This window comes from Streptomyces sp. NBC_00513, assembly GCF_041431415.1.
Taxonomy (GTDB): domain Bacteria; phylum Actinomycetota; class Actinomycetes; order Streptomycetales; family Streptomycetaceae; genus Streptomyces.
Map to the genome: position 1 here is coordinate 36,426 of NZ_CP107845.1, position 19,040 is coordinate 55,465.

General features: G+C 68.1%; 20 protein-coding genes and 3 pseudogenes. 7 read left to right on the top strand and 16 right to left on the bottom strand.

Annotated elements, in window-relative coordinates; all coding sequences use genetic code 11:
* Positions 1 to 218 precede the first annotated feature (218 nt).
* Both OHA84_RS00190 and OHA84_RS00195 read right to left on the bottom strand, forming a co-directional pair.
* Positions 219 to 854, bottom strand: a complete 636-nt coding sequence (locus tag OHA84_RS00190) for a hypothetical protein (RefSeq protein ID WP_266975845.1) — start codon at positions 852 to 854, stop codon at positions 219 to 221.
* A gap of 69 nt (positions 855 to 923) precedes the next feature.
* The gene (locus OHA84_RS00195) at positions 924 to 2,510 is read right to left on the bottom strand and encodes an IS4 family transposase (RefSeq protein WP_266976091.1); all 1,587 of its coding nucleotides are present in this window, start codon (positions 2,508 to 2,510) and stop codon (positions 924 to 926) included.
* Between the two features lie 252 nt (positions 2,511 to 2,762).
* On the opposite strand from OHA84_RS00195, the pseudogene OHA84_RS00200 reads away from it, so the two are divergent.
* Positions 2,763 to 3,875, top strand: a pseudogene (locus OHA84_RS00200) (IS3 family transposase).
* Positions 3,876 to 4,008: 133 nt separating this feature from the next.
* Here the strand turns inward: OHA84_RS00200 and OHA84_RS00205 are convergent.
* The 8 genes and pseudogenes from OHA84_RS00205 to OHA84_RS00240 all read right to left on the bottom strand — a co-directional run bounded on the left by OHA84_RS00205 (position 4,009) and on the right by OHA84_RS00240 (position 8,996).
* The gene (locus OHA84_RS00205; RefSeq protein ID WP_266975847.1) at positions 4,009 to 4,752 is read right to left on the bottom strand and encodes a hypothetical protein; all 744 of its coding nucleotides are present in this window, start codon (positions 4,750 to 4,752) and stop codon (positions 4,009 to 4,011) included.
* Positions 4,753 to 4,913: 161 nt separating this feature from the next.
* A complete protein-coding gene (locus OHA84_RS00210; RefSeq protein WP_266975849.1) occupies positions 4,914 to 5,081 on the bottom strand; it encodes a hypothetical protein in 168 nt (55 codons plus the stop codon).
* Positions 5,082 to 5,098: 17 nt separating this feature from the next.
* Positions 5,099 to 5,827, bottom strand: coding sequence for an ABC transporter ATP-binding protein (locus OHA84_RS00215; RefSeq protein WP_266975851.1), 729 nt, complete (start codon positions 5,825 to 5,827; stop codon positions 5,099 to 5,101).
* Positions 5,828 to 5,863: 36 nt separating this feature from the next.
* Positions 5,864 to 6,133, bottom strand: coding sequence for a hypothetical protein (locus OHA84_RS00220; protein WP_266975853.1), 270 nt, complete (start codon positions 6,131 to 6,133; stop codon positions 5,864 to 5,866).
* Positions 6,134 to 6,225: 92 nt separating this feature from the next.
* Positions 6,226 to 6,699, bottom strand: coding sequence for a hypothetical protein (locus OHA84_RS00225; RefSeq protein WP_266975855.1), 474 nt, complete (start codon positions 6,697 to 6,699; stop codon positions 6,226 to 6,228).
* A 698-nt stretch (positions 6,700 to 7,397) separates the two neighbouring features.
* Complete coding sequence (locus tag OHA84_RS00230) at positions 7,398 to 7,553, bottom strand: hypothetical protein (protein ID WP_266975857.1); 156 nt, start codon at positions 7,551 to 7,553, stop codon at positions 7,398 to 7,400.
* Positions 7,554 to 7,740: 187 nt separating this feature from the next.
* Positions 7,741 to 8,112 (bottom strand): annotated as a pseudogene (locus OHA84_RS00235) (IS5/IS1182 family transposase); the annotation flags it as partial.
* A gap of 32 nt (positions 8,113 to 8,144) precedes the next feature.
* On the bottom strand, positions 8,145 to 8,996 hold the full coding sequence (locus tag OHA84_RS00240; protein WP_266975859.1) for a hypothetical protein: 852 nt from the start codon (positions 8,994 to 8,996) through the stop codon (positions 8,145 to 8,147).
* A 584-nt stretch (positions 8,997 to 9,580) separates the two neighbouring features.
* Here OHA84_RS00240 and OHA84_RS00245 point away from each other — a divergent pair.
* Positions 9,581 to 11,119 carry a serine protease gene (locus OHA84_RS00245; protein ID WP_266975861.1) on the top strand — a complete coding sequence of 513 codons (1,539 nt, stop codon included), beginning with the start codon at positions 9,581 to 9,583 and terminating at the stop codon, positions 11,117 to 11,119.
* A gap of 149 nt (positions 11,120 to 11,268) precedes the next feature.
* On the opposite strand, the gene OHA84_RS00250 is transcribed toward OHA84_RS00245, so the two are convergent.
* The 3 genes from OHA84_RS00250 to OHA84_RS00260 form a co-directional block, all read right to left on the bottom strand.
* Positions 11,269 to 11,559, bottom strand: a complete 291-nt coding sequence (locus OHA84_RS00250) for a hypothetical protein (RefSeq protein ID WP_266975863.1) — start codon at positions 11,557 to 11,559, stop codon at positions 11,269 to 11,271.
* Entirely contained in the window at positions 11,556 to 12,887 is a 1,332-nt protein-coding gene (locus OHA84_RS00255) for a hypothetical protein (protein WP_266975865.1), read from the bottom strand. The genes OHA84_RS00250 and OHA84_RS00255 overlap by 4 nt, the downstream gene beginning before the upstream one ends.
* A 230-nt stretch (positions 12,888 to 13,117) precedes the next feature.
* On the bottom strand, positions 13,118 to 13,267 hold the full coding sequence (locus tag OHA84_RS00260) for a hypothetical protein (RefSeq protein ID WP_371591279.1): 150 nt from the start codon (positions 13,265 to 13,267) through the stop codon (positions 13,118 to 13,120).
* A 335-nt stretch (positions 13,268 to 13,602) separates the two neighbouring features.
* On the opposite strand from OHA84_RS00260, the pseudogene OHA84_RS00265 reads away from it, so the two are divergent.
* Positions 13,603 to 14,352, top strand: a pseudogene (locus OHA84_RS00265) (transposase family protein).
* Between the two features lie 227 nt (positions 14,353 to 14,579).
* Here OHA84_RS00265 and OHA84_RS00270 read toward each other — a convergent pair.
* On the bottom strand, positions 14,580 to 15,002 hold the full coding sequence (locus OHA84_RS00270) for a hypothetical protein (RefSeq protein ID WP_266975869.1): 423 nt from the start codon (positions 15,000 to 15,002) through the stop codon (positions 14,580 to 14,582).
* 359 nt (positions 15,003 to 15,361) lie between these two features.
* On the opposite strand from OHA84_RS00270, the gene OHA84_RS00275 reads away from it, so the two are divergent.
* Positions 15,362 to 15,514 carry a hypothetical protein gene (locus OHA84_RS00275; protein ID WP_266975871.1) on the top strand — a complete coding sequence of 51 codons (153 nt, stop codon included), beginning with the start codon at positions 15,362 to 15,364 and terminating at the stop codon, positions 15,512 to 15,514.
* Between the two features lie 440 nt (positions 15,515 to 15,954).
* Here OHA84_RS00275 and OHA84_RS00280 read toward each other — a convergent pair whose 3' ends face one another.
* Positions 15,955 to 16,158, bottom strand: coding sequence for a cold-shock protein (locus OHA84_RS00280; protein ID WP_266975873.1), 204 nt, complete (start codon positions 16,156 to 16,158; stop codon positions 15,955 to 15,957).
* 249 nt (positions 16,159 to 16,407) lie between these two features.
* Entirely contained in the window at positions 16,408 to 16,758 is a 351-nt protein-coding gene (locus OHA84_RS00285; RefSeq protein WP_266975875.1) for a MerR family transcriptional regulator, read from the bottom strand.
* Between the two features lie 893 nt (positions 16,759 to 17,651).
* Between OHA84_RS00285 and OHA84_RS00290 the strand changes: the two genes are divergently transcribed.
* The 3 genes from OHA84_RS00290 to OHA84_RS00300 all read left to right on the top strand — a co-directional run bounded on the left by OHA84_RS00290 (position 17,652) and on the right by OHA84_RS00300 (position 18,993).
* The gene (locus OHA84_RS00290; protein WP_266975877.1) at positions 17,652 to 18,041 is read left to right on the top strand and encodes an ATP-binding protein; all 390 of its coding nucleotides are present in this window, start codon (positions 17,652 to 17,654) and stop codon (positions 18,039 to 18,041) included.
* Positions 18,042 to 18,148: 107 nt separating this feature from the next.
* Positions 18,149 to 18,403: a hypothetical protein gene (locus OHA84_RS00295; RefSeq protein ID WP_266975879.1), complete on the top strand. Its 255-nt coding sequence runs from the start codon at positions 18,149 to 18,151 to the stop codon at positions 18,401 to 18,403.
* Between the two features lie 239 nt (positions 18,404 to 18,642).
* A complete protein-coding gene (locus OHA84_RS00300; RefSeq protein WP_266975881.1) occupies positions 18,643 to 18,993 on the top strand; it encodes an STAS domain-containing protein in 351 nt (116 codons plus the stop codon).
* Positions 18,994 to 19,040 lie beyond the last annotated feature (47 nt).

Below are 19,040 nucleotides of genomic sequence, written 5' to 3' on the forward strand. Positions count from 1 at the left end.
TCGTCCCGGGCGCTGGCGTCCACTCCCACCGGGTGGGCTCCACTCGGTGGAGTGGAGCCGGGCCGGTGGCGTCCACTCCCGGGCCGGTGGGCTCCACTCGGTGGAATGGATGCCGCACGGTGGTCTCCACTCCGGTGCGGTGGCCTCCACTCGGTGGAATGGGGTGCACCGCACCGTCGGTGCGCACCACCGCACCGGGTGCGCACCATCGGGTCCACTCAGTGGCCGGCCTCGCGGCCGCGGTGCGGTCCGGGCCCCTGCGGGCGGTGCGCCTGCTGGTCGTCCGGGCGCACCGGGCGCACTACGTCGGTGTCGTGCTGGCCGGTGTGGCGATCCGCGCGGAGCCGGGATTCGGCGGCCATCTTGGCGGCCGTCTCCTGGATAAGGCGCAGTCGGTCGGCCGTGAGATCGAGGGCTTCCACATCCGTACGGGACTCCCGCAGGGCCCGCACGGCCGTCATGCCGATCGCCTCCTGGCGGCCGGGCTCCGGCTCCTGGTCGTCGTGCTCGGCTTCGGCGGCCGGGGGCGCGAGCAGCTGCTCGGGCATCGCCGCCTGCTGGTGGGCGACGACGTCGTACGCCCGGCCCCGCACGGCGGCGGTTGTGGTGGTGCGCAGCTTCTCCCGCACCACCGCACCGGCGAGGACGGCCCGGTCGTACTGGAGCGGGATGCGGGGGATCTCCCACTCCCCCGCGTCCTGGCTCGGTGGCCGGAGCGCAGCCGGCTCGCCGGGGTCGGCCGGGGGTTGCCGGTCCGGGTCGGGCGCGGGAGTGGGTGGGCGGGGCCGGGCGGGGTGGTCGGCCAGGTCCCACCGGGCGGTGTAGAGGCGGTAGTCCGCCAGCAGGCCGATCACGGTCTTCGGCTCGCTGATGTCCAGGCAGTGGGTGGAGATGGCGGCGGGCCTTGACCCAATGCCGGGTAGTTAGCGCATTTCCGCTGGTGGCAGTGGTGTTGGGTGGCTTCGTGGGCTGCTGTAGATGGCTGGTCCGGTCTTGTCGATGAGTCCGTGTGCGGCCCATCTGTCGAGTTGGCGATACATGGTGCTGAGGGTGATGTCGCCGAGGTGTCGGGCGAGTTCGCGGGTGTGCCAGTGGCGGTCGGGGTCGGCGTCAAGGAGGTCCAGGACGCGCTGTCGGCGTCGGTCGGTGGGCGGGATGTGCCGGTCGTCGTGGGAGACGGTGGGCAGGTCGGGTTCGGGTTCGAGGATGGTGACGTCGAGGCCGGTGACCGGGAGGCTGGTGTCTGGCCGGCCGTCGTCCTGGCGTTCGGCGTACCGGGAGATCGACGACCTGACTTTTCGGGTGCTGATGCTGGGGCGCCGGTGCGGGAGGAGTCCTGCAAGGACACGGTTGGCAATGACGCCAGCCGTGCCGGCGATTGGGGAAACGATCTCGGCCGCCTGGACGACGAGGTCACGGGCAGTCTGGATGGCTATGGTGAAGCCGCAGCGGTCCGGGTCGGTGCCCGGCCGGGACTCGGCGGCCTCGACCATCACGGTTCGAAGTGCCTGGTAGAGGGTGAGTAGGGCCCACATCTCCTGCTCGACTCCGACAGGATCACCGGAGCGCAGGACCCGGCCGTCCGTGATCGTGTGGCGAAGGGCGTAGTACGCCGACTCGTGTTCCCACCTCTGGTGATAGAGAGTGACGAGGATCGTGGCAGGGTAGCGGCGGGCGTCGGTCAGCGTTGTGACCAGCCGGTAAGAGCCGGTGAACGAGCTGTCGCCGCAGGTCACAGTGATCTGTGCTTCGATGACGCGCACGGGGACGGCGCCGATGACGGAGAGGTAGGAGCCGTCCGCGAGTGGAGCGAGGACCGGGGTGCGGCGGTTGGCTCGCAGCCGGCCCAGGAACTTGGCTCCGGTGTCGTTCACGGAGGCGAGGAAGGCGTTGGCGTCGAATCCTTTGTCCCACATGACCAGCATGTCCGGGCCCAGGTGGTGCAGGAGCCTTCGGGCGTAGGCGGTCTCGCCGTCGCTGGTTGGTCCGAACACCGCGCCGATCAGGGCCCGGGTTCCGGTCTCCGCCAGGGTCATCAGCTCGAGCATTGGATGTCCGCCGCGGTTGCCGGGACCGAACCACTCCACGTTGCGGTCGGTGTCAGGAATCTTGATGGAGCTGCAGCCGTCGAAGGAGACCATCCGAAATGGTCCGAAACGTACCCCGGGAGTCGTCGGTCGGGCGAGTGGTCCGGCCAGGACATCGAACAGGCGGCGCATCGGTTCGGTGCCGATACGGCGACGCAGGTCGCGCAGGGCTTTCGCGGTCGGATCAGCGACCTCGAGCCCGCCGCTCGTCAGAGCTGCGATCAGCTTGCTCCAGACCAGCCGGTAGCCGACCTCGGGAAACATACACATCGCGAGCAGGAAGTAGACCCCGACCCGAGAAGGAAGAACCCGTAACCGCCGCTGAACGCAACGGGTTTCGTCCAGGAGAGCATCGACGAGGTCGAACGGCACGATCTGGGTCAGCCCGCCCAGATGACCGGGGGCGAACCGGCCCGAGGCCACGGTGAACTCACGCGAGATGGTCGTCAGGCCGGGCGAAAGAGGACAATAGCGTGCGGGCAACGGAACACCTCGATGATCAGCAGTCTTGCCGGACTACCTGACCAACGAGACTCCGCTGGCCGTGTTCCGACTCGACGCCTACACCCCTTGCCACCAGCGGAAATGTGCTAACTACCCGGCATTGGGCCTTGACCCTGGATTTTGGACACCGGAGACACTTGGATCTTGATGGTCCGGGAGAACGGAGTCCCCGTGGGGATGAAGCATTACCCCGCCGAGTTCAAGGCGGACGCGGTCGCGTTGTACCGGTCGAGGCCGGGAGCGACGATCAAGTCGGTCGCCGCTGATCTCGGGGTGAACACCGAGACGCTGAGGAACTGGATCCGGGCCGCCGACGGCCGCCGACCTGTCGCCCACTCCGCACCGCCGGCCACCTCGCAGGCCGCCGGCGACGCCGTTCAGGCGGAGCTGGCCGCCGCCCGCAAGAGGATCCGTGAGCTGGAGGAAGAACGGGACATTCTCCGCAAGGCGGCCCGATATTTCGCGACGGAGACGCGCTGGTGAACCGCTACCAGTTCGTTGACGATCACCAGCGCCGTCACGGCGTGAAGCGGCTCTGCGACATCCTCGGCCTGGCCCGTTCGAGCTTCTCCCTACGGAGCCCCCAGAATCACCGCGGAACTCCGCGACGAGGAGGGTCCGGTGGTCAACCACAAGCGGGTCGCCAGGATCATGCGGACCATAGGGCTCGAGGGAGTCCGGTTGCGTCGCCGGCACCGCACCACCGTCGCGGACCAGGCCGCGTCGAAGGCGCCGGACCTGATCGGCCGTGACTTCACCGCGGCCGAGGTGAACAGAAAGTACGTAGGCGACATCACATACCTGCCGGTCAGCGGCGCGAAGCCGCTCTACCTCGCGACCGTCATCGACTTGTGCTCGCGCCGGCTGGCCGGGTGGGCGATCGCCGATCACATGCGAACCGAGCTCGTCATCGACGCCCTGGCGGCAGCCGAGCGGACCCGTGGAAACCTGGCCGGAGCGATCATGCACACGGACCACGGATCCCAATATTCGAGCAGGGCCTTCGCTGAAATCTGCAGGTCAGCCGGGGTCCGGCAGAGCATGGGCGCGATCGGATCCAGCGCCGACAACGCAGCCGCAGAAAGCTTCAACGCCGCCTTCAAGAGGGAGACGCTCAAAGGCCGCAAAGCCTGGTCGAGCGAGCGCGAGGCCAGGCTCGACGCGTTCCGCTGGCTGACCCGATACAACACCCGCCGCCGGCACTCCCGCCTCGGCCACCGGTCCCCGATCGCCTACGAGAACGACCTCCAGCCAGCTGCAACTACCCTGACCCAAGCCGCATAGACGTGTTCAAAATCCGGGGTCAAGGCCCGTCGGCCGGTGCACTTCGATACGAGTGCCTTCCCGTGGTCGACAGCGAAGTTCCGTACACGGAGACCATGGTGTCCTTCATTCACATCCCGCTATTGCGTGGGCGTCAGCCGGTTGTGGCCTCTCGGCGGCTGTACGCCCAGTAGCCCGCCGCTGTCAATGCCGCCGTATAGAGCAGGAAGACCACCAGGGCCACTGGGGTCGAGAGGTCCGACCCCACCATGCCTGCTGCGAACGATCGGTCCTCTCCTGCGAGCGCCGAAACGTCGGTGAGCATCGCCCGGCCGGCCGCGAAGGGCAGCCAGTCGGCCACACCATCCAGTCCGGGGACGTACCCCAGCAGCAGGCCCGCCAGCCGCTCGCCCAGCAACGGCCACATACAGAGCACCAGCACCGGCACGATCCTGTTCCGCATCAGTGCCACCAGGGCCATGCACAGCAGTGCCCAGCAGCCCATCCACAGTACAAACCGCAGCACAGGCACCAGCACCGCGCCCCACGCCGGCTGCGGTGCTCCAGAGACGGCCAGGACGAGAGCCGCCGAGACCGCGCCCACCAGCGCGCTGGCCGCCGCCACTGCGGCGCCCACCAGGAATCCGACCGTGCCCTTGGCCGCGTACGCTATCCGGCGTCCGTTGACCGCCAGCCACGTCGTGCGCGCCGCGCCGCGCACCAGGTCGGTGGAGACCGGGCCCGTACCGAGGACCAGGACGAAGAAGCACAGCAGGGGGAGCTGAGTCGCCATCGGCGCCCATGCCAGCACGTCGCCCATCGACGCGGCGCTGATCGTTCTCGTCTTGTCCAGGTCGAACAGGAGCCCGGGCCCGGTCAGGAGGCTCAGGGTTGCCACTACGCCGAGGAGTACCCACGTGGAGCGCAGGCCCGTGAGGTGTCGCCACTCATACCGGCATGCGTTGCGAAACGCCTCGTCGGTCGGGGTCATCCGCGGGGTGCCAGAAGGCGGGGGCATGGGCACGTCGGCGGTCGGCGGAATATGTGTCGGGGGCGCGGTCACGAGATCTTGAACTCCTCTTCCGCGATGGACAGGTAGAAGTCCTCCAGCGAGGGCATCTCCTGGGACAGCCAGTGCAGGGGCACGCCGCCCTCCGCCGCCAGGATGGCGACTTGGATCCGGTCCAGGCCGGTGATGTGCGCGCTCGGCCCGCCGGTCGGTTCCAACCGACCGCCTCTCTCCTTCACCAGGCGTGCGAGCTGTGGCAGGTCCGGTGCTGTACGGTCACCACGGCCTGGTCGCCGGCCCGGGACAGCAGGTCCGCGATCGGCGAGGCGGCCACGACGCGGCCATGCGACAGCACCGCCACACGGTCCGCGAGCTGCTCCATCTCGCCCAGCAGATGGCTGGACACCATGATGGCCCTGCCCTCCGCTGCCTGGGCCCGAAGGAACTCGCGCAGCCAGCGGATCGCGTGCGGGTCAAGGCCGTTCGCGGGCTCGTCGAGGATGAGCACCGGCGGATCGCCGAGCAATGCCTGCGCGATTCCCACGCGCTGTGCCATTCCCAGAGAAAGCTGGGAGAGTTTCAGCCGGGCGGCCTGGGTGAGCCCCACCCGTTCCAGCATTTCGTCGACACGTTGGTCGGACGCGCCGCACCCGGCGGCCACCATCCGCAAATGCGACCGGACCCGATGCTTCGGGTGGCCCGCAATTCCGCCGAGGACCGCGCCCACGACCTTTCCGGGGGATCCCCAGGCGTGCAGCGGACGACCAAGGAAGAGTGCCCTGCCCTCGCCATGGGCGAGGCCCAGCATCAGCCGGATCGTGGTGGTCTTGCCGGCGCCATTGGCGCCCACGAACCCGGTCACCTCGCCCGCGTGCAGCGTCAGAGACACGTCATCGAGAACCGTTCTGCTGCCGAACGAGCGCCGCAGGCCCTGAGCTTCGGCCAGTACACCGCTTTGCGGCACAGTGTGTTCCTAACGTGCAGGGATCCTGACCACGGGTCAGGACCAGGGGAAACCTTCGGCGATGCCGAAGAGCACCGTGAACAGCACCAGTGCCCCGACCGGGATGATCCCGAACGAGTCGGGCCGTTCGCGTCGGAAGGCACCCCAGACGAGGGCGCCGAGCGGTCCGAGGAGACCCGCAGCCATCAGGGCCCAGCCCACACCCCGGTTGCCGAAGATGTTGAACGCGATGAAGGCCCCCGTAATGAAGTAAGCGGGAGAAGCCCACAGATGTCGCAGATCAGGAGACACTTCGGTACTGGCCATCAGATTCTTCCTAACGAGCCGGGCTGGACGACACGCCGCCGGCCTATCGCGGCGGCGGGTGGTGCCCCGGTACCGGGGCACCACCTCTTCCCCTACACGACCAGGCTGCGGATGTAGGTGTACAGCTGGTACTGAATCTCGGCGCCGGCCGCGACCCAGGCGATACGCACCGGGTGGTACCAGGGCAGGCCGTCCATGTACGAACGGAACTTGCCCCATCCGGCCTTGGCGGCGTTGTACGCGCCGCTCAGGATCTTCCCGCCGTACTTCTTCAGCAGGTTGAACAGAGCCTTGACGGCTCCACCGATGGCGGCGCGGGCCTGGACCTCGGTGGCGGTGCCGTTGGCGACCGCGCGCAACGTCTGCGCGTCCTCGGCCTTCAGCTCGGCCGAGACGGCCGGGTTGGCGAGGAGGGCGCGGGCGTCGGACGCCGACAGGGTCGCCTGGACGGTGGCCGCCGGACGCGCCTGGGGGGCCTCCGATGCCTGTGCCAGGCTGGCGCCGGCGCCGAGGGTGAGGGCGGCTAAGGCCGAAACCGTCGCTATACGGACAGTATTGCGGTTCATGTAGAATCTCCTTGCGTTCAATCGCAAGGGGAGGAAGCCCGTCCGGGTGACCGAAACTGGCGTGGAAACCGAAAGGTCTCCCTGCGGACTTCTTCCCCATTAATTGCCCCCATATACCGACCTGGTTGGTCTGGCCGGGGCGTGCTCAAGGTGGAACGTATCCCGCAGCTCTGCATGTGATCAACCGGCGAGCACAGTGAACAAGTCATGGGCGACATGCCGCGGAACCCTTTGCTTCACGCGAGCTGACAGGCACTCAAAGATGTGCCTGCCGAACCTAATGGCTCCAGACAGCCCACACTGCCGTCGCCATCGGCCAGTCTGGCGCAAAACAACCCAGCAGTTCACACAAAGTGACAGCATGAATCGATAATTCCACCCCAGTTCGATTGAAATGGAAACGACTTCTTACGCTCGGTGGCCCATACTCATGTCGGGATACCCGGAGGAAATGGCGAGAAACAGCGGTCTGGTGACGTGAATCCCTCTCCGTGCGGCTGAGTTCGGGCGGTTCCTGCAGACCCCTCGGCAGACGGCCCGTCACAGTTCTACTGCGAGACTTCGGCGGTGAGCACCATGCGCCGCCCCGCGCGCCACATCGGCACCACTGATTTCGGTTTCGCTGTTTCCATAGCCGATTCAGGCTGCGGATCGGTATCCCGCACGACCTCGATGGCATCCCGGACCCGGCAGCTCCATCACCGCTCGGGGCCAAGACCTCGTCGACCCGTCGAGCGGGCAATGACCCGCTCCTTCCAGCCCTGCTCGACCACCACCAGCTCGGCCTGGACGCGATCGGCTTCCTCCCGCAACTCCTCCACACGACGGCGAGCGGTGAGCTCCCGCTGTTCCACCAACCCAGAAACCGACGGCATCCGCGACCCGGAGAGCGACAACCCGACAGACCACCCCTCCCACCGAATGACCACGCCCACGTCCGACCAGCGGAGACACTGCGGTCACGACCGGAAAGACAACAACCACTAACGGGCTGGTGCGTGATAGCGGGTGAGGCGTGTTTCTCCTGGTCGTGGCCGATTCTCAGGTCTCCACAGCGCGGCCGGAGACGAGACGTGCGATGGCCTGACAGGTGGCGGGCAGGGTCTCGCGTCGGTGGGGCCAGCGGGTCAGTTGCTTCCAGCGTTTGTGGTCGACGAGGGCGTGTTCGACAGTGATGCGCTTCGAAGAGTTCCGGTGACGGGCTCTTCGACGGGCCTCAAGGACTTCGGGCGGGCTGATCTTGTTGCCCTTCCGGGCGGGATGACCGCCTGCCCGGGGGTGATCACGTCGGAGCCCGAGACAGCCGTCGTCGAGGAGGACCTCGACGTCGGGACAGTGCTGGAAACAGATCCCGATGCCTTCGTTGCGTGCGGCGGTCGCATCATGCATCCGCCCAGGCCGCAGGGAGCGGGTAGTCCTAGTCAACCCGGTTGGGGTGCCGCAGTTCAGCTGGACTTCGCCCGTCGGCGTCGTAGCCACAGTGACGTTCCAAGGGTGAGGGCCAGCAGAGTGCCTGCGCCCCCGGCCAGCCACGGGGCTCGCGACGCCGAGCCTCCTGCCTGGGGTTGCGCTTCAGCGTCCATGCAGTCGGGTGCGGCCTGTGTGACCCGGTAGCGGGCCCAGACCTTCTGCGACTTACCAGCCTCTTTCCACTCCACGGTGTAGAGGCCTGGCTGTGCATCGCACCGGATCGCGGCTGTGGCCGTGGCCATCTTGTCGCCACGCATCACCACAGGGGCCGTGAAGCCGGAAGACGTCAGCTTCACCTGGCCGTCATACGCAGTGTGCGTGTTGTCTTGAGCGGCGATCCGGGCTCCGGCCTGCACGGTTCGCACATGCCACGGCGTCTGCGGCCACGGCGCGTCACGGCCCCAGTCCTCCTCCTGCGACTCCTCCGGCGCCTGCGCCGTACGGCGGGTACACTCCTCGCGCGCCTGCCCGTCGGCCGCAGCCACCTGCACGCTTCCCCACAGCCGGCTGCCACCTGATTCCTCCTGCTCGTCGGCCGGAGGCTTCAGGAACACCTCATGGGGACCGGCAGTCGCTGCACAGGAGATGGTCACGACGGCCGTGACGACAGTGTTCTGCATCCTCAGCATGCCGTCCTTGGCGAACGCGCCGGACGTGACCCGGACGCCGTTGCGGGCATCAGCGGAGACCCGGGCCGGCGTGGACACGGCCACCCGGTCACCGGGCTGGACGGAGAGCGACGCCCCGCTCGGCAGTGGCTTCGGCGCGTCCGTGGCCGGCAAGGCCGACGCCGCGCCCGTCCCTGCCGACGACAGGATGATCACCATGCTTGCGGCGCTGCGGCTGACTCGGATTAACCCCATTTGATGCCTTTCATTCTCTGTTGACGATCTTTCAGGTCCCTGAATAGCCTGCCTGCTTATCGAACTGACGCACCAATGCAACCCGCTGCGTCACCAGTACGCCCAGAAAGCGCCCTTCCTTGAGAAGAAGAACCCGATGGATCACTGCGACCACGCTCACTCTCGCAGCTGCCCTGTTCGTGACTCCGGCCGCCGCAGCCGGACCCAGTCCCACACCCGCTGAGTCCTTACCGTCACCGACCGCCCCACCCACGCCCTTCCCCTCCAAGACGCACGGTCGGCCCGAACGGTCAACACCCGTCCCCACCCCAACTCCTCCCCGTCCCCGGGAATCACCGCCGGCCACTCCCCCACCCAGCTCCGCCACCAACCAGGCAGCGACCTCCCGTCCTGACCTGTCCGGTGAGCTTGCGTTCTGGACCGCGGAGCGCATGGCCCGGGCAAAGCCGATCGACGCCGACCGCGGCAGAGCCTCCGAAGCGGCGCGAGGCCTCGCAGCCGCACCACCGGCAGACACCCCCACCGCCAGCCACTTCGAAGGACTCCCCATGGTCGGGACGTTCTTCTACAAGGGCAAGCCCATCCACGGCACCGCCACCTCCTGCACCGGCAGCGTCGTACGCAGCAAGGGAAAGAACCTCGTGCTCACCGCAGGTCACTGCGGGACCGGCCTCAAGAACGCTACGCAGCGCATCTTCGTACCGCAGTACCGCCACGGCCTGGACGCGGGCTCGCAGCCCTCGGGCATCTTTCCCATCACCGACGTCTACCTGGACCCGCGGTACGAGAACTACACCAAGGGCCCCACGTCCGACCTCGACATCGCCTTCGCCACAGCCGGCCCGAGCGCAAAGGGCCTGGTGGAGAACGTCACCGGCGGACTGACCTTCACCCAGGCATCGGGATACGACCACACAGTGACCGTGGTCGGCTACCCCAGCAGCTTCAAGGACAACCCGACCCACAGGGCCATCACCTGCACCGTTCGCACCAAACGGCTCCACCGGTTCCGGCAGATGCAGATGGAGTGCGGCGGCTACTACGGAGGCGTCTCCGGCAGCCCCTGGATCAAGGGCTACGACGCCAAGACCCGCAGCGGACAGGTCATCGGCAACCTCGGCGGATACAACGGCGGAGGCAACGACGCCAACGTCGACTGGGTCTCGTACGCGCCCCTCTTCGGCAAGGACGCCCAGGACCTCTACAACGACGCCGCCAACGGCATCGGCCCGGACAACGTGAAACGCCCCAACCCCTACCAGCCCCCGAACGACGGCCCAGCACTCCCGGGCAGCGGAGAAACCTGGAAGCACGCCAAGCAGATCGCCTCCGGAGACTTCAGCAACACCGGACACAGCGACATGCTCGTCATCTGGACCGACGGTGAAGCCACCCTCTACCCCGGCGACGGCATCGGCGGCTTCCGCCCCGAACGCCAGCTCCAGGCACCCAACGCGGCATGGAAAGAAGCCGCGACCATCACGGCAGGCGATTTCACCGGCTCGAACCAGTTCGACCTCATGGTCCGCTGGAACGACGGCCGCATGACCCTCCACGCCGACATCGGATCCAACGGCCTCGGCAGCATCACTGAAATGGCCCCCTCCGGATCCGTCTGGAGCCACGCCACCCAGATCGCCGCAGGCCGCTTCAACGCCACCACCTACGTCACCGACCTCATGGTCCGCTGGTCCGACGGCGAACTCAGTCTCTTCACCAACGTCGGCGCCGGCACCCTCGGCCAGGAATACAAACTCAAGGACCCCAACAGCGCGTGGAAGGACGCCACCCTGCTGACCGCCGGACAGTACTCCGGCAACCAGAAATGGGACCTCATGGTCCGCTGGACAAGCGGCGCACTCAACAACTACGTAGGCACCACCACCGCCGGCCTCGGCTCCGAGCAACCGGTCCACGGCCCCAACAAGACCTGGACCCACAGCGTCGTCATGACCACCGGCAACTACACCGGCGACAGCCTCACCAACGACCTCGTCATCCGCTGGAGTGACGGCGAAACCACCATGTACCGCGACACCCGCACCAACAGCCTCGGCACCGAACAGATGCTGGTCCCTCCGGCATGACAACAGGTGGGGCGGGCCACCCGCTCAAGACCCGCCCCGCCGCCGGTGCGCGCCAGGCCGGTGTGATCCTGCGGCGGCCAACGCTGATGCACGACGCGTCCTCGCCGCCAGTCACGCCGTGCACCGGAGCGGAGCGCCCTGCGGAAGGGTTACCGCGGCCCGGGCCCTGAACGTTCGGCTCGCGCCCGGTGCAGGGCAGCAGTCTCGGTGGCAGCGAATTCGCGGCGCCGCGTGAGGATGGCGCTGTCTATCGGCGTCGGCTGCTCGTCGGCGAGCTTCTTCTGATTGGGGAACGACCGCTGGCTGAGCTCACGCATCACGGCGTTCTGCCGCTCCACCGCGTATGCGATACCCGGATCCACCCGGGACGACGGTGCGGCTGGGCGGTGCGCCTCGATCGCGCGGCAGGAGCCCTCCGACGGCCGCAGCCAGACCATCACCGAGCTGAATCGCCTGGCCTTCGCCTGATCCCGCCGGGCCCGGCCCGGCGATCAACGTCAGCGCGACTCTGGGTCAGGGCTGGTGCCGCCCGCCGGCCGCCGCTTCCGTTGGAGACGGCGGCCGTCCTTCGCTGCTCGGCCCCGAGGCGTCCAGGCAGTGGTCCGGGCTCTGGCGGGCGGTGCGCCTGCTGATCGTCCCGACGCACCGGACGCACCGCGGCGGCGTCGTCCTGTTGGGCGTAGCGGGTCGCGCGGGTGCGGGAGTCGCCGGCCGCCTTGGTGAACGCGTCCTGGAGGTGGCGCAGCCGCTCGGCAGTGAGGTCGAGGGCTTCGACGTCGGTGCGGGACTCCCGGAGGGCCCGTAACGCCGTCATGTCGATCGCCCCGCCGCGTCCGACCTCCGGCTCCTGGTCCTCGTCCTGGTCCTCGTCGTCGGGGTCGGCAGCCGCGGCCGCGAGCAGCTGCTCGGGCATCGCCGCCTGCTGGTGCGCGAGGACGTCGAACGCCCGGCCCCGCACGGCGGTGACAGTGGCGGTGGTCCGCAGCTTGTCCCGCACCACCGCACCGGCGAGGACAGCGCGCTCGTACTGCAGCGGGATACGGGGGATCTCCCACTCCCCCGCGTCCTGGCCCCATGCCCGGGGCGCAGCCGAATCGCCGGAATCGGCCGGGGGCTGCCGGTCCGGGTCGGGCACGGGGGTGGGTGTGTGGCGGCGGTCGGGGAGGTCGGACAGGGACCACCGGGCGGTGTAGAGGCGGTAGTCCGACAGCAGGCCGATCACGGTCTTCGGCTCGCTGATGTCCAGGCAGTACGTGGAGATGGCGGTGGCCACGATCATCTCGTCCAGGCCGGGTTCGCGGCGGCGGCCGCGCAGGACGAGGGCGAGGTGGCGGCGCGCTTCGGCGAGCAGGTGCCGGCGGTGGAAGCGTCCGCCGTCGTTCATCACGAACACCGTCGCGGTGACGTCGACGGCCGCCAGCGCAACATCAACCACGGCCGCGACCCGGGCCCGGATCGCGGCAGCCGCGGCGCGGGCGTACTCGAGGAGAGAGTTGATGACGTCGACAGCCACCCCGGAGGTCAGAATCGCGCTCGTCTTCCACCAGACGCGCAGCTGTGCGAGCGGCCGGGTCTTCTGCTTGGGCGGTCGGGTCTTGCGGGCGGCGATCCGGTTCAGCTTGGCGCGGGCCCGCTCGGAGACCACGGGCAGGAACTTCAGCTCGCCTTCGTCGTCGACGGCGGTGACGTACTCGTGCTCCAGCTCTTCCAGGCAGGCGGCGATCTGGTCGCTGCGCCGGGAGGTCCAGCGGATCAGCTCGTGAGGCACCCCGGCGCAGAGGCACCTCCGTCGACCAGGCCGCGATCGGGCCCAGGCCCGGCGGGCGCTCCACCGGCGCCGCAGTCGGCGCGGGCACGGCACCCCTGCGGATCACGGGCACGGTCGGTTCCGGCGGGGTCTGAAACCGGCCTTGCCCACGAGCCGCCGAACCAGCGGCCCGCCCCGTTCCGTCGCGGCGGCAAGCGTAGTGCCGCACGACTCCTCGTCCATGCACCCCGTCAGTAGCTGGGGCAGATAATCATGTGGGTGACAGCCAGGATTCGTGCGGCCTTGGTCAGGCCGTGGCCGTCGGGATGGGTCGGGCTGGTCCAGCGCTTGTTGGTCTGCTCCGTCTGCTTGACCGAGTCCTTCGGGTGGTCCTTGATCATGCCGCAGGTGTCGATGCCCGCAGCTGATGGCCTTGTCACCCTTGGCGTGAACGATGTCCTTGTCGATCGCGTTGAGACCGTCGAGGAAGGCCTGCCTCTGGCTGCCCTTGGGTTCCGGGGGCAGGCCCACGGCCGCTCGGACCGCATCGCGATCGGCCTGCCGCCACGCTGGCGAGGGCGAGGGCGAGCTGATGGGCTTGTCATCCGCGCTGGGCTCAGTGAGCTTCTTCGAGTTGGCTCCTGATCGGGTGACGGGCGAGGGCGCGTAACGGGCAAGGCTCCCGGACGGTTGAGCGAGATGTCTCACGTCTCAACTCGTTAGCCAGGGAGCCTTGTTGGTTACCTATCCTGCCGCATTGGACCTTCCGCATGCCCTGGTGGAGTGGCTGACGGTGCTGATCGTCACCCGGGAGGGTGACCGCCGGTGCAAGCTGCCGGCCTCTCAGCGGGCCTTGATCACACTCGTATATCTGCGCAAGCACGACACCCTGGCCCATATCGCGGCCGGGTTCCGGATTAGCGAGAGCACCGCCCACGCCTATGTACACAGCGTGATCACACACCTGGCCCCCCGTGCTCCCTCGCTCACCCGCGCGCTGCGGCAGGCACGTCCGGAGTACGTGCTCGTGGACGGCACGCTCACCGAGTGCGACCGCGTCGGCAACAGCCAGGACGACTACTCCGGCAAGCACCGCAAGCACGGCATGAACATCCAGGCGGTCACCAATCCGGTCGGCGAACTCGTCTGGTAGTCGCCAGCCCTGCCCGGACGGACCGCGGACATCACCGCAGCCCGCACCCACGACATCGTCACCATCTGTGAGCGGCTGAAGATCCCCGCCCTCGCGGACAAGGCGTACCAGGGTACAGGCGGAACCTTCGCCACACCCGTCAAGAAGCGCCGAGACCGTGAGCTCACCGTCAAAGAGAAGGCCGTCAACCGTGCACACGCCCGACTCCGCTCACCCGTCGAACGGGCCTTCGCACGGCTCAAAGCCTGGCGGATCTTCCGCAGAGCCCGCGTCAGCCCCAACAAGCTCACGTCAATCGCCAAGGCCATCCTCACCCTGGAGAGGCAACGCTGAAGAAGCTCAATGAGCCTGCTGCGCGTGTACGGCAGCCGGCCTGGCTGACCGTCTACCCCATCGGCGACCGGCAAGCTCAGCACCCGCCGGTCCTGCCCATGACACGGGTCCTGCCCGATGCACTCCAGGAGTGCATCGGGGAACTGCGTATTGACCGGGCTCCGCGTCCGCATGCCGATGGAGCTGACCCACGACGCGGGCTTCGGTCATCCGCACGCCGTGTGCTGCTACCAAAAGCCGATACAGCTGTACGAGTTGGCGTAGAGCTTATCGCCTACACACACGCGGGCCTGGTAGCCGCCTCCATCGTAGAACCAGCCGGTGACGTCGCTGGCCGTGTGGGTGGCAGAAACTTGTTCGAAGGCATTGCTCGGGCTTGTGCGGCGTTCCAGCCAGCCTTTGCACACCGTGCCGCGAGTGCTCGTACCGAGTACGAACGATCCTCTCGCATATGCGGTACCACTGCCCACTTCGTGGCCCATATCGACCCAGCCCTTGCATCCGACGAACTCGCTATAGGTGCCTGGCGCCGATCCGCTGAAGATGATGTCGCCGTTCGCGGTGGCCGAGGACGAACCCGTCCCGCCGACCGTCGCAGCGACCAACACGCCTGTCACGGCGAGTGTCCGGAGCACACTGGAACTCTTCATGGTTCCCGCTTCCTGTTGGAGACGCACACCGGTGGCACTCCTTGCCTGCCGAGGTGTCATGGTCAAGCCTTAGCAAGCCGAAGGCGGCCTCCCGCCGTGAGGCGGGCGGCCCGACTGATAAGGACTACAAGTTTGGCCGGCGATGTCTCCTTGCGCGGGAGGACCCCAACGGCCTGTGCGCACCGCACGGTGAACGCGACGATGGTCGAGTTGTTGTCCACGCTGGTGGGCAACAGCCCCGACACGCCGTACCGCGCGGCCCTGTCGACTGAACGAAGCGGGGAGATGAAGGCGCGGACCCGGACCATATGTGACCGTGCCCGCGCCCTTGTCTGCGGGCCACTTCACGCTGGGTGCGGGTGCTGCGCGGCCGCGGCTGCTTCCGGCACGCTCCGGCCGCCTTCCGGCGCATCCGCCACGACCTGCGCATCGCCTGGCCTGCTCTGACCTCGTGGACGGCGTCCGGGCTCGACCTGCGACAGGTCACCGCCGAGCGGGAAAGGACCTGCTGATCACGTGCCATGCCGTCGTGCTGGACATCGGCCAAGGTCCGGGCCCGGAAGAGCCTCACCGAGCCGGGGGACATCCGCGAACCGCCAGGTACACGGCCTCGGCGACCCGCACAGCGGCCCGTATCGGCCCGCATCGTCTTGCCTCATTCCCAGGCAGCCGCACGATCCAGGGCCGCGCGCGAGATGACGACTGCTGCCAGAACGCCCGCACATGGCCACTGCTGATGGGCGGCACGACACGGCGCCCTACGAAAAGCGTCTGATCGGCGCGGTGACCGCATTCGACACGGATGAGGGCCGCGCCTGGGGCGCGGCCCTCATCACCTGCGTGTCCACTCCCGCCGGGGCGTCGGACAGGCTTCCGCTGTTCGGCTCGGCGAGCCCCAAAGGCCGCCCAGAAAGGGCAGTGCCGTCGGTGCCCGCGGGCCGGTAGGGGAAGGTCAGGCCGGGTTGATGTTCTCGGCCTGGGGGCCCTTCTGGCCCTGGGTGACGTCGAACATCACGACCTGGCCCTCCTGGAGCTCACGAAAGCCCGAGGAGTTGATCGCCGAGTAGTGGGCGAACACGTCCGGGCCGCCGCCGTCCTGGGCGATGAAACCGAAGCCCTTCTCCGCGTTGAACCACTTCACAGTTCCCGTAGCCATATCCATGCCTTCCAGTCGATTGACGTCTCCCGCTCGGTGCGGAAGACGGAGGTGATCGTCCTGGTTCCTGCGGCACAGCACAGCAAAACACCCACACCGAAGGCGTGGGCAAAGGGAACTTCCGAACCACGACAGCTTGAGCCCGACGCTACACGCCGGCACCCTCCGTCACCACGCGAAACGACTCATACGCCACACCCCACGGAGAGCCCGCCGGGGAACCGCACGTGCCGGCGGGCGCGTACCGAATCAGGTCGCGGCGGGCGGGTTCGCCGAACCGGCGGCGTTCCGGTATTCGGCGTTGAGGCGTTGCGCTTCTTCGAGCTGGTCCTCGAGGATGACGATGCGGCAAGCCGACTCGATCGGCGTGCCCTGGTCGACGAGTTCCCGGGCGCGGGCCGCGATCCGCAACTGGTACCGGGAGTAGCGGCGGTGCCCGCCCTCCGAGCGCAGCGGGGTGATCAGGCGGGCGTCCCCGATGGCGCGGAGGAAGCCCTGGGTGGTGCCGAGCATGGCGGCGGCCCGGCCCATCGTGTAGGCGGGATAGTCGTCGTCGTCCAGGTGACCGCCCAACGGACCGGTCGGGGTTTCTGCCGTCATTACACCTCTCTGTGAAACGCGTGGAGGGGCCCCGGTGCCTATGGCACCGGGGCCCCGAAGGAACTGCTACACCATCTACCGGCCCTGATACTGCACCGGCCTACTTGTTTCCGCCGACCCGACCTCAATAACGTCGGGTGTACGGGGATCGCGGTTGCTTGACCGGAGACCACCTCACAAACGATGTCCTGCGGTACCCGGACCCTGTCACTGCGCCCGGGCGATCCTGATGGCGCCAATTCCTCCGTTCATCCCTCGGGATCAACTACATACCAAATAGGAACTACATACTGCTGAAACTGCGTACTGCGTGTACTGCTCGTGGCCTGTCCAAGCGCCACGTCTTCGGCAGCCAGCCCCGTTGCCCGTCCTGCATCTGCTCTGGCTTAGAACCCCACCGCCGAACCTCCCGGCGCGAGCGTCCACCATCGACACCCTTACCGAGGTACCACTCACTTCACTGCTGATACTGCGAACTGCGTGTACTGCTGGGTGCTGCTACTGCGGTACTGCTTGTGGTGGCCCCTGATCACCGCGGGCCACCCGGTCCGGTCGTCAGTCCCGTCGCCGACCTGCAACAAGCTTGGCTTCGAAACTCCACCACCGCACCGCCCTGCGCACTGCACTTACGGGTACTGCTGCCTGCCAGTTCGTCTCTGCCAGGCCCTGCGGTCCTTCTGGGTTACGAGAGAAACCATAACCACACCATCGGCCAATGTCTAATCCAGCTGGCATAGATTTCCGGGCGCTCGGCAGCGAGGTAACCCACCTCGGACGATCGTCGCGACGGCCGGGCAGGCAAGTCGGTCATCGCCGGGGTAACCCACGCAGGCCGGGGCACAAGAACCGCACGAACAGGACAGAGCGGCGACGATCAGGGATGAGGTGAGCTGATGGACACGATGAGCGTCACCGTCGCCCCCGCTCGTCCCGTGACATCCATCGCCGGCGCCCGCGAGAGCGCCCGCCGCTTCCTCGAAGACCTCCTGCCGGTCATCGCGGCCGAGGTCGCCGAGACCGTGGTCCTGGTCGTGTCGGAGCTCGTCACCAACGCGCTGCGTCACGGCGGCGGCACCGCCACCATGAGCCTGACCGCGTATCCCGACGGCATCGAGGTGGCCGTACACGACAGCAGTCCGCAGGCGCCGCGCATGCGCACCCCGGACCTGAATGGCGGGACCGGAGGATTCGGCTGGCCCATGGTCAACCGCCCCGCTCAGGCCACCACCGTCACCTGCCGGCCGTCCGGCGGCAAAACCGTCAGCGCCCTCCTCGCCCGATAGCCGCCCGCCGGAGACCGCTGGAGAAAGACGAGGGTCCGCCGTTCTCCACGGACGCCCCGAAGTCGGGCGTGGGAGTGGGGCTGACGTCCGGGTTGGTGGCCGGCAACGTGCGACAGGTACCGACCCGCGCAGCAGCCGACAGCCCCACGGAGCTGGGAGCCGCCCTGGAGTGCGCCTCCAGCGGCCACTATCCCACCGACATCGCGTTGAGACCGCCTGCTGCCGCGCTGGAGGAGGGAGTCGCATCCACCCGGACGGAAGAGGCCCCGGCCCCTCACCCCTGTGGGATCCGCCTCGTCCTCGACGCCGCCGGCTTCCCGGGCGGCGAGGAGGCGGACCCGGTAGGCGGGACGTGCCGGTGATCCGCAGCAGCCACCACGTATCCGCCGTCCCCGACACGGCAATGAACCCGAACCGGGCGCCGTTCACCAGCACCACCCCCTGCCCGCCGCACCAGATGCTCGCGGGCACGTCTATTCACCGGCGTTCGCCGTGGCCCACAGCGCCAAGGCGGGGGCACCCCGGGTTGACCCGGTGGCGGGTTCGGACACCTCCGAGACCGATACCGTCGGCGCAGGAACGCAGCAGCCACGGGGGAACCATGACCGACCACGACCAACCATCACAGCGCCCCGAACCCAGGGATGCCCGGCCGGACCTGGTCCGCGTCCGCGGCGAACTGGACCTGGACACCGGGCGCGCCGCCGAACTCGACGCGGCCCTGCGGCGTGCGATCACCGACCCCGACAACCCCGCGGAGATCACGGTCGACGTCAGCGAGCTCATGTTTTGTGACTCCACAGGCCTGAACATCCTCCTGCACGCCCAACTCGCCGCCCTCTCCCACGGCCGCACCCTGCGACTGCGGGCACCCAACCCCCAACTCGTACGGCTTCTGCACCGCGCCGGCGCCCTCACCCTCTTCACCCTCGACCCCCCACCGGCCGCCTGACCCGCACGCGACGTCCCACATGCCGATCGTGTGCCGGGAGCGCCCCG

What these genes read in the sequence shown, in the direction of transcription:
- OHA84_RS00220 (WP_266975853.1), bottom strand. Translation starts at nt 6,133, where the DNA reads ATGGCCAGTACCGAAGTGTCTCCTGATCTGCGACATCTGTGGGCTTCT.
- OHA84_RS00225 (WP_266975855.1), bottom strand. Translation starts at nt 6,699, where the DNA reads ATGAACCGCAATACTGTCCGTATAGCGACGGTTTCGGCCTTAGCCGCC.
- OHA84_RS00240 (WP_266975859.1), bottom strand. Translation starts at nt 8,996, where the DNA reads ATGGTGATCATCCTGTCGTCGGCAGGGACGGGCGCGGCGTCGGCCTTG.
- OHA84_RS00245 (WP_266975861.1), top strand. Translation starts at nt 9,581, where the DNA reads ATGGTCGGGACGTTCTTCTACAAGGGCAAGCCCATCCACGGCACCGCC.
- OHA84_RS00260 (WP_371591279.1), bottom strand. Translation starts at nt 13,267, where the DNA reads ATGATCAAGGACCACCCGAAGGACTCGGTCAAGCAGACGGAGCAGACC.
- OHA84_RS00270 (WP_266975869.1), bottom strand. Translation starts at nt 15,002, where the DNA reads ATGAAGAGTTCCAGTGTGCTCCGGACACTCGCCGTGACAGGCGTGTTG.
- OHA84_RS00280 (WP_266975873.1), bottom strand. Translation starts at nt 16,158, where the DNA reads ATGGCTACGGGAACTGTGAAGTGGTTCAACGCGGAGAAGGGCTTCGGT.
- OHA84_RS00285 (WP_266975875.1), bottom strand. Translation starts at nt 16,758, where the DNA reads ATGACGGCAGAAACCCCGACCGGTCCGTTGGGCGGTCACCTGGACGAC.
- OHA84_RS00290 (WP_266975877.1), top strand. Translation starts at nt 17,652, where the DNA reads ATGGACACGATGAGCGTCACCGTCGCCCCCGCTCGTCCCGTGACATCC.
- OHA84_RS00300 (WP_266975881.1), top strand. Translation starts at nt 18,643, where the DNA reads ATGACCGACCACGACCAACCATCACAGCGCCCCGAACCCAGGGATGCC.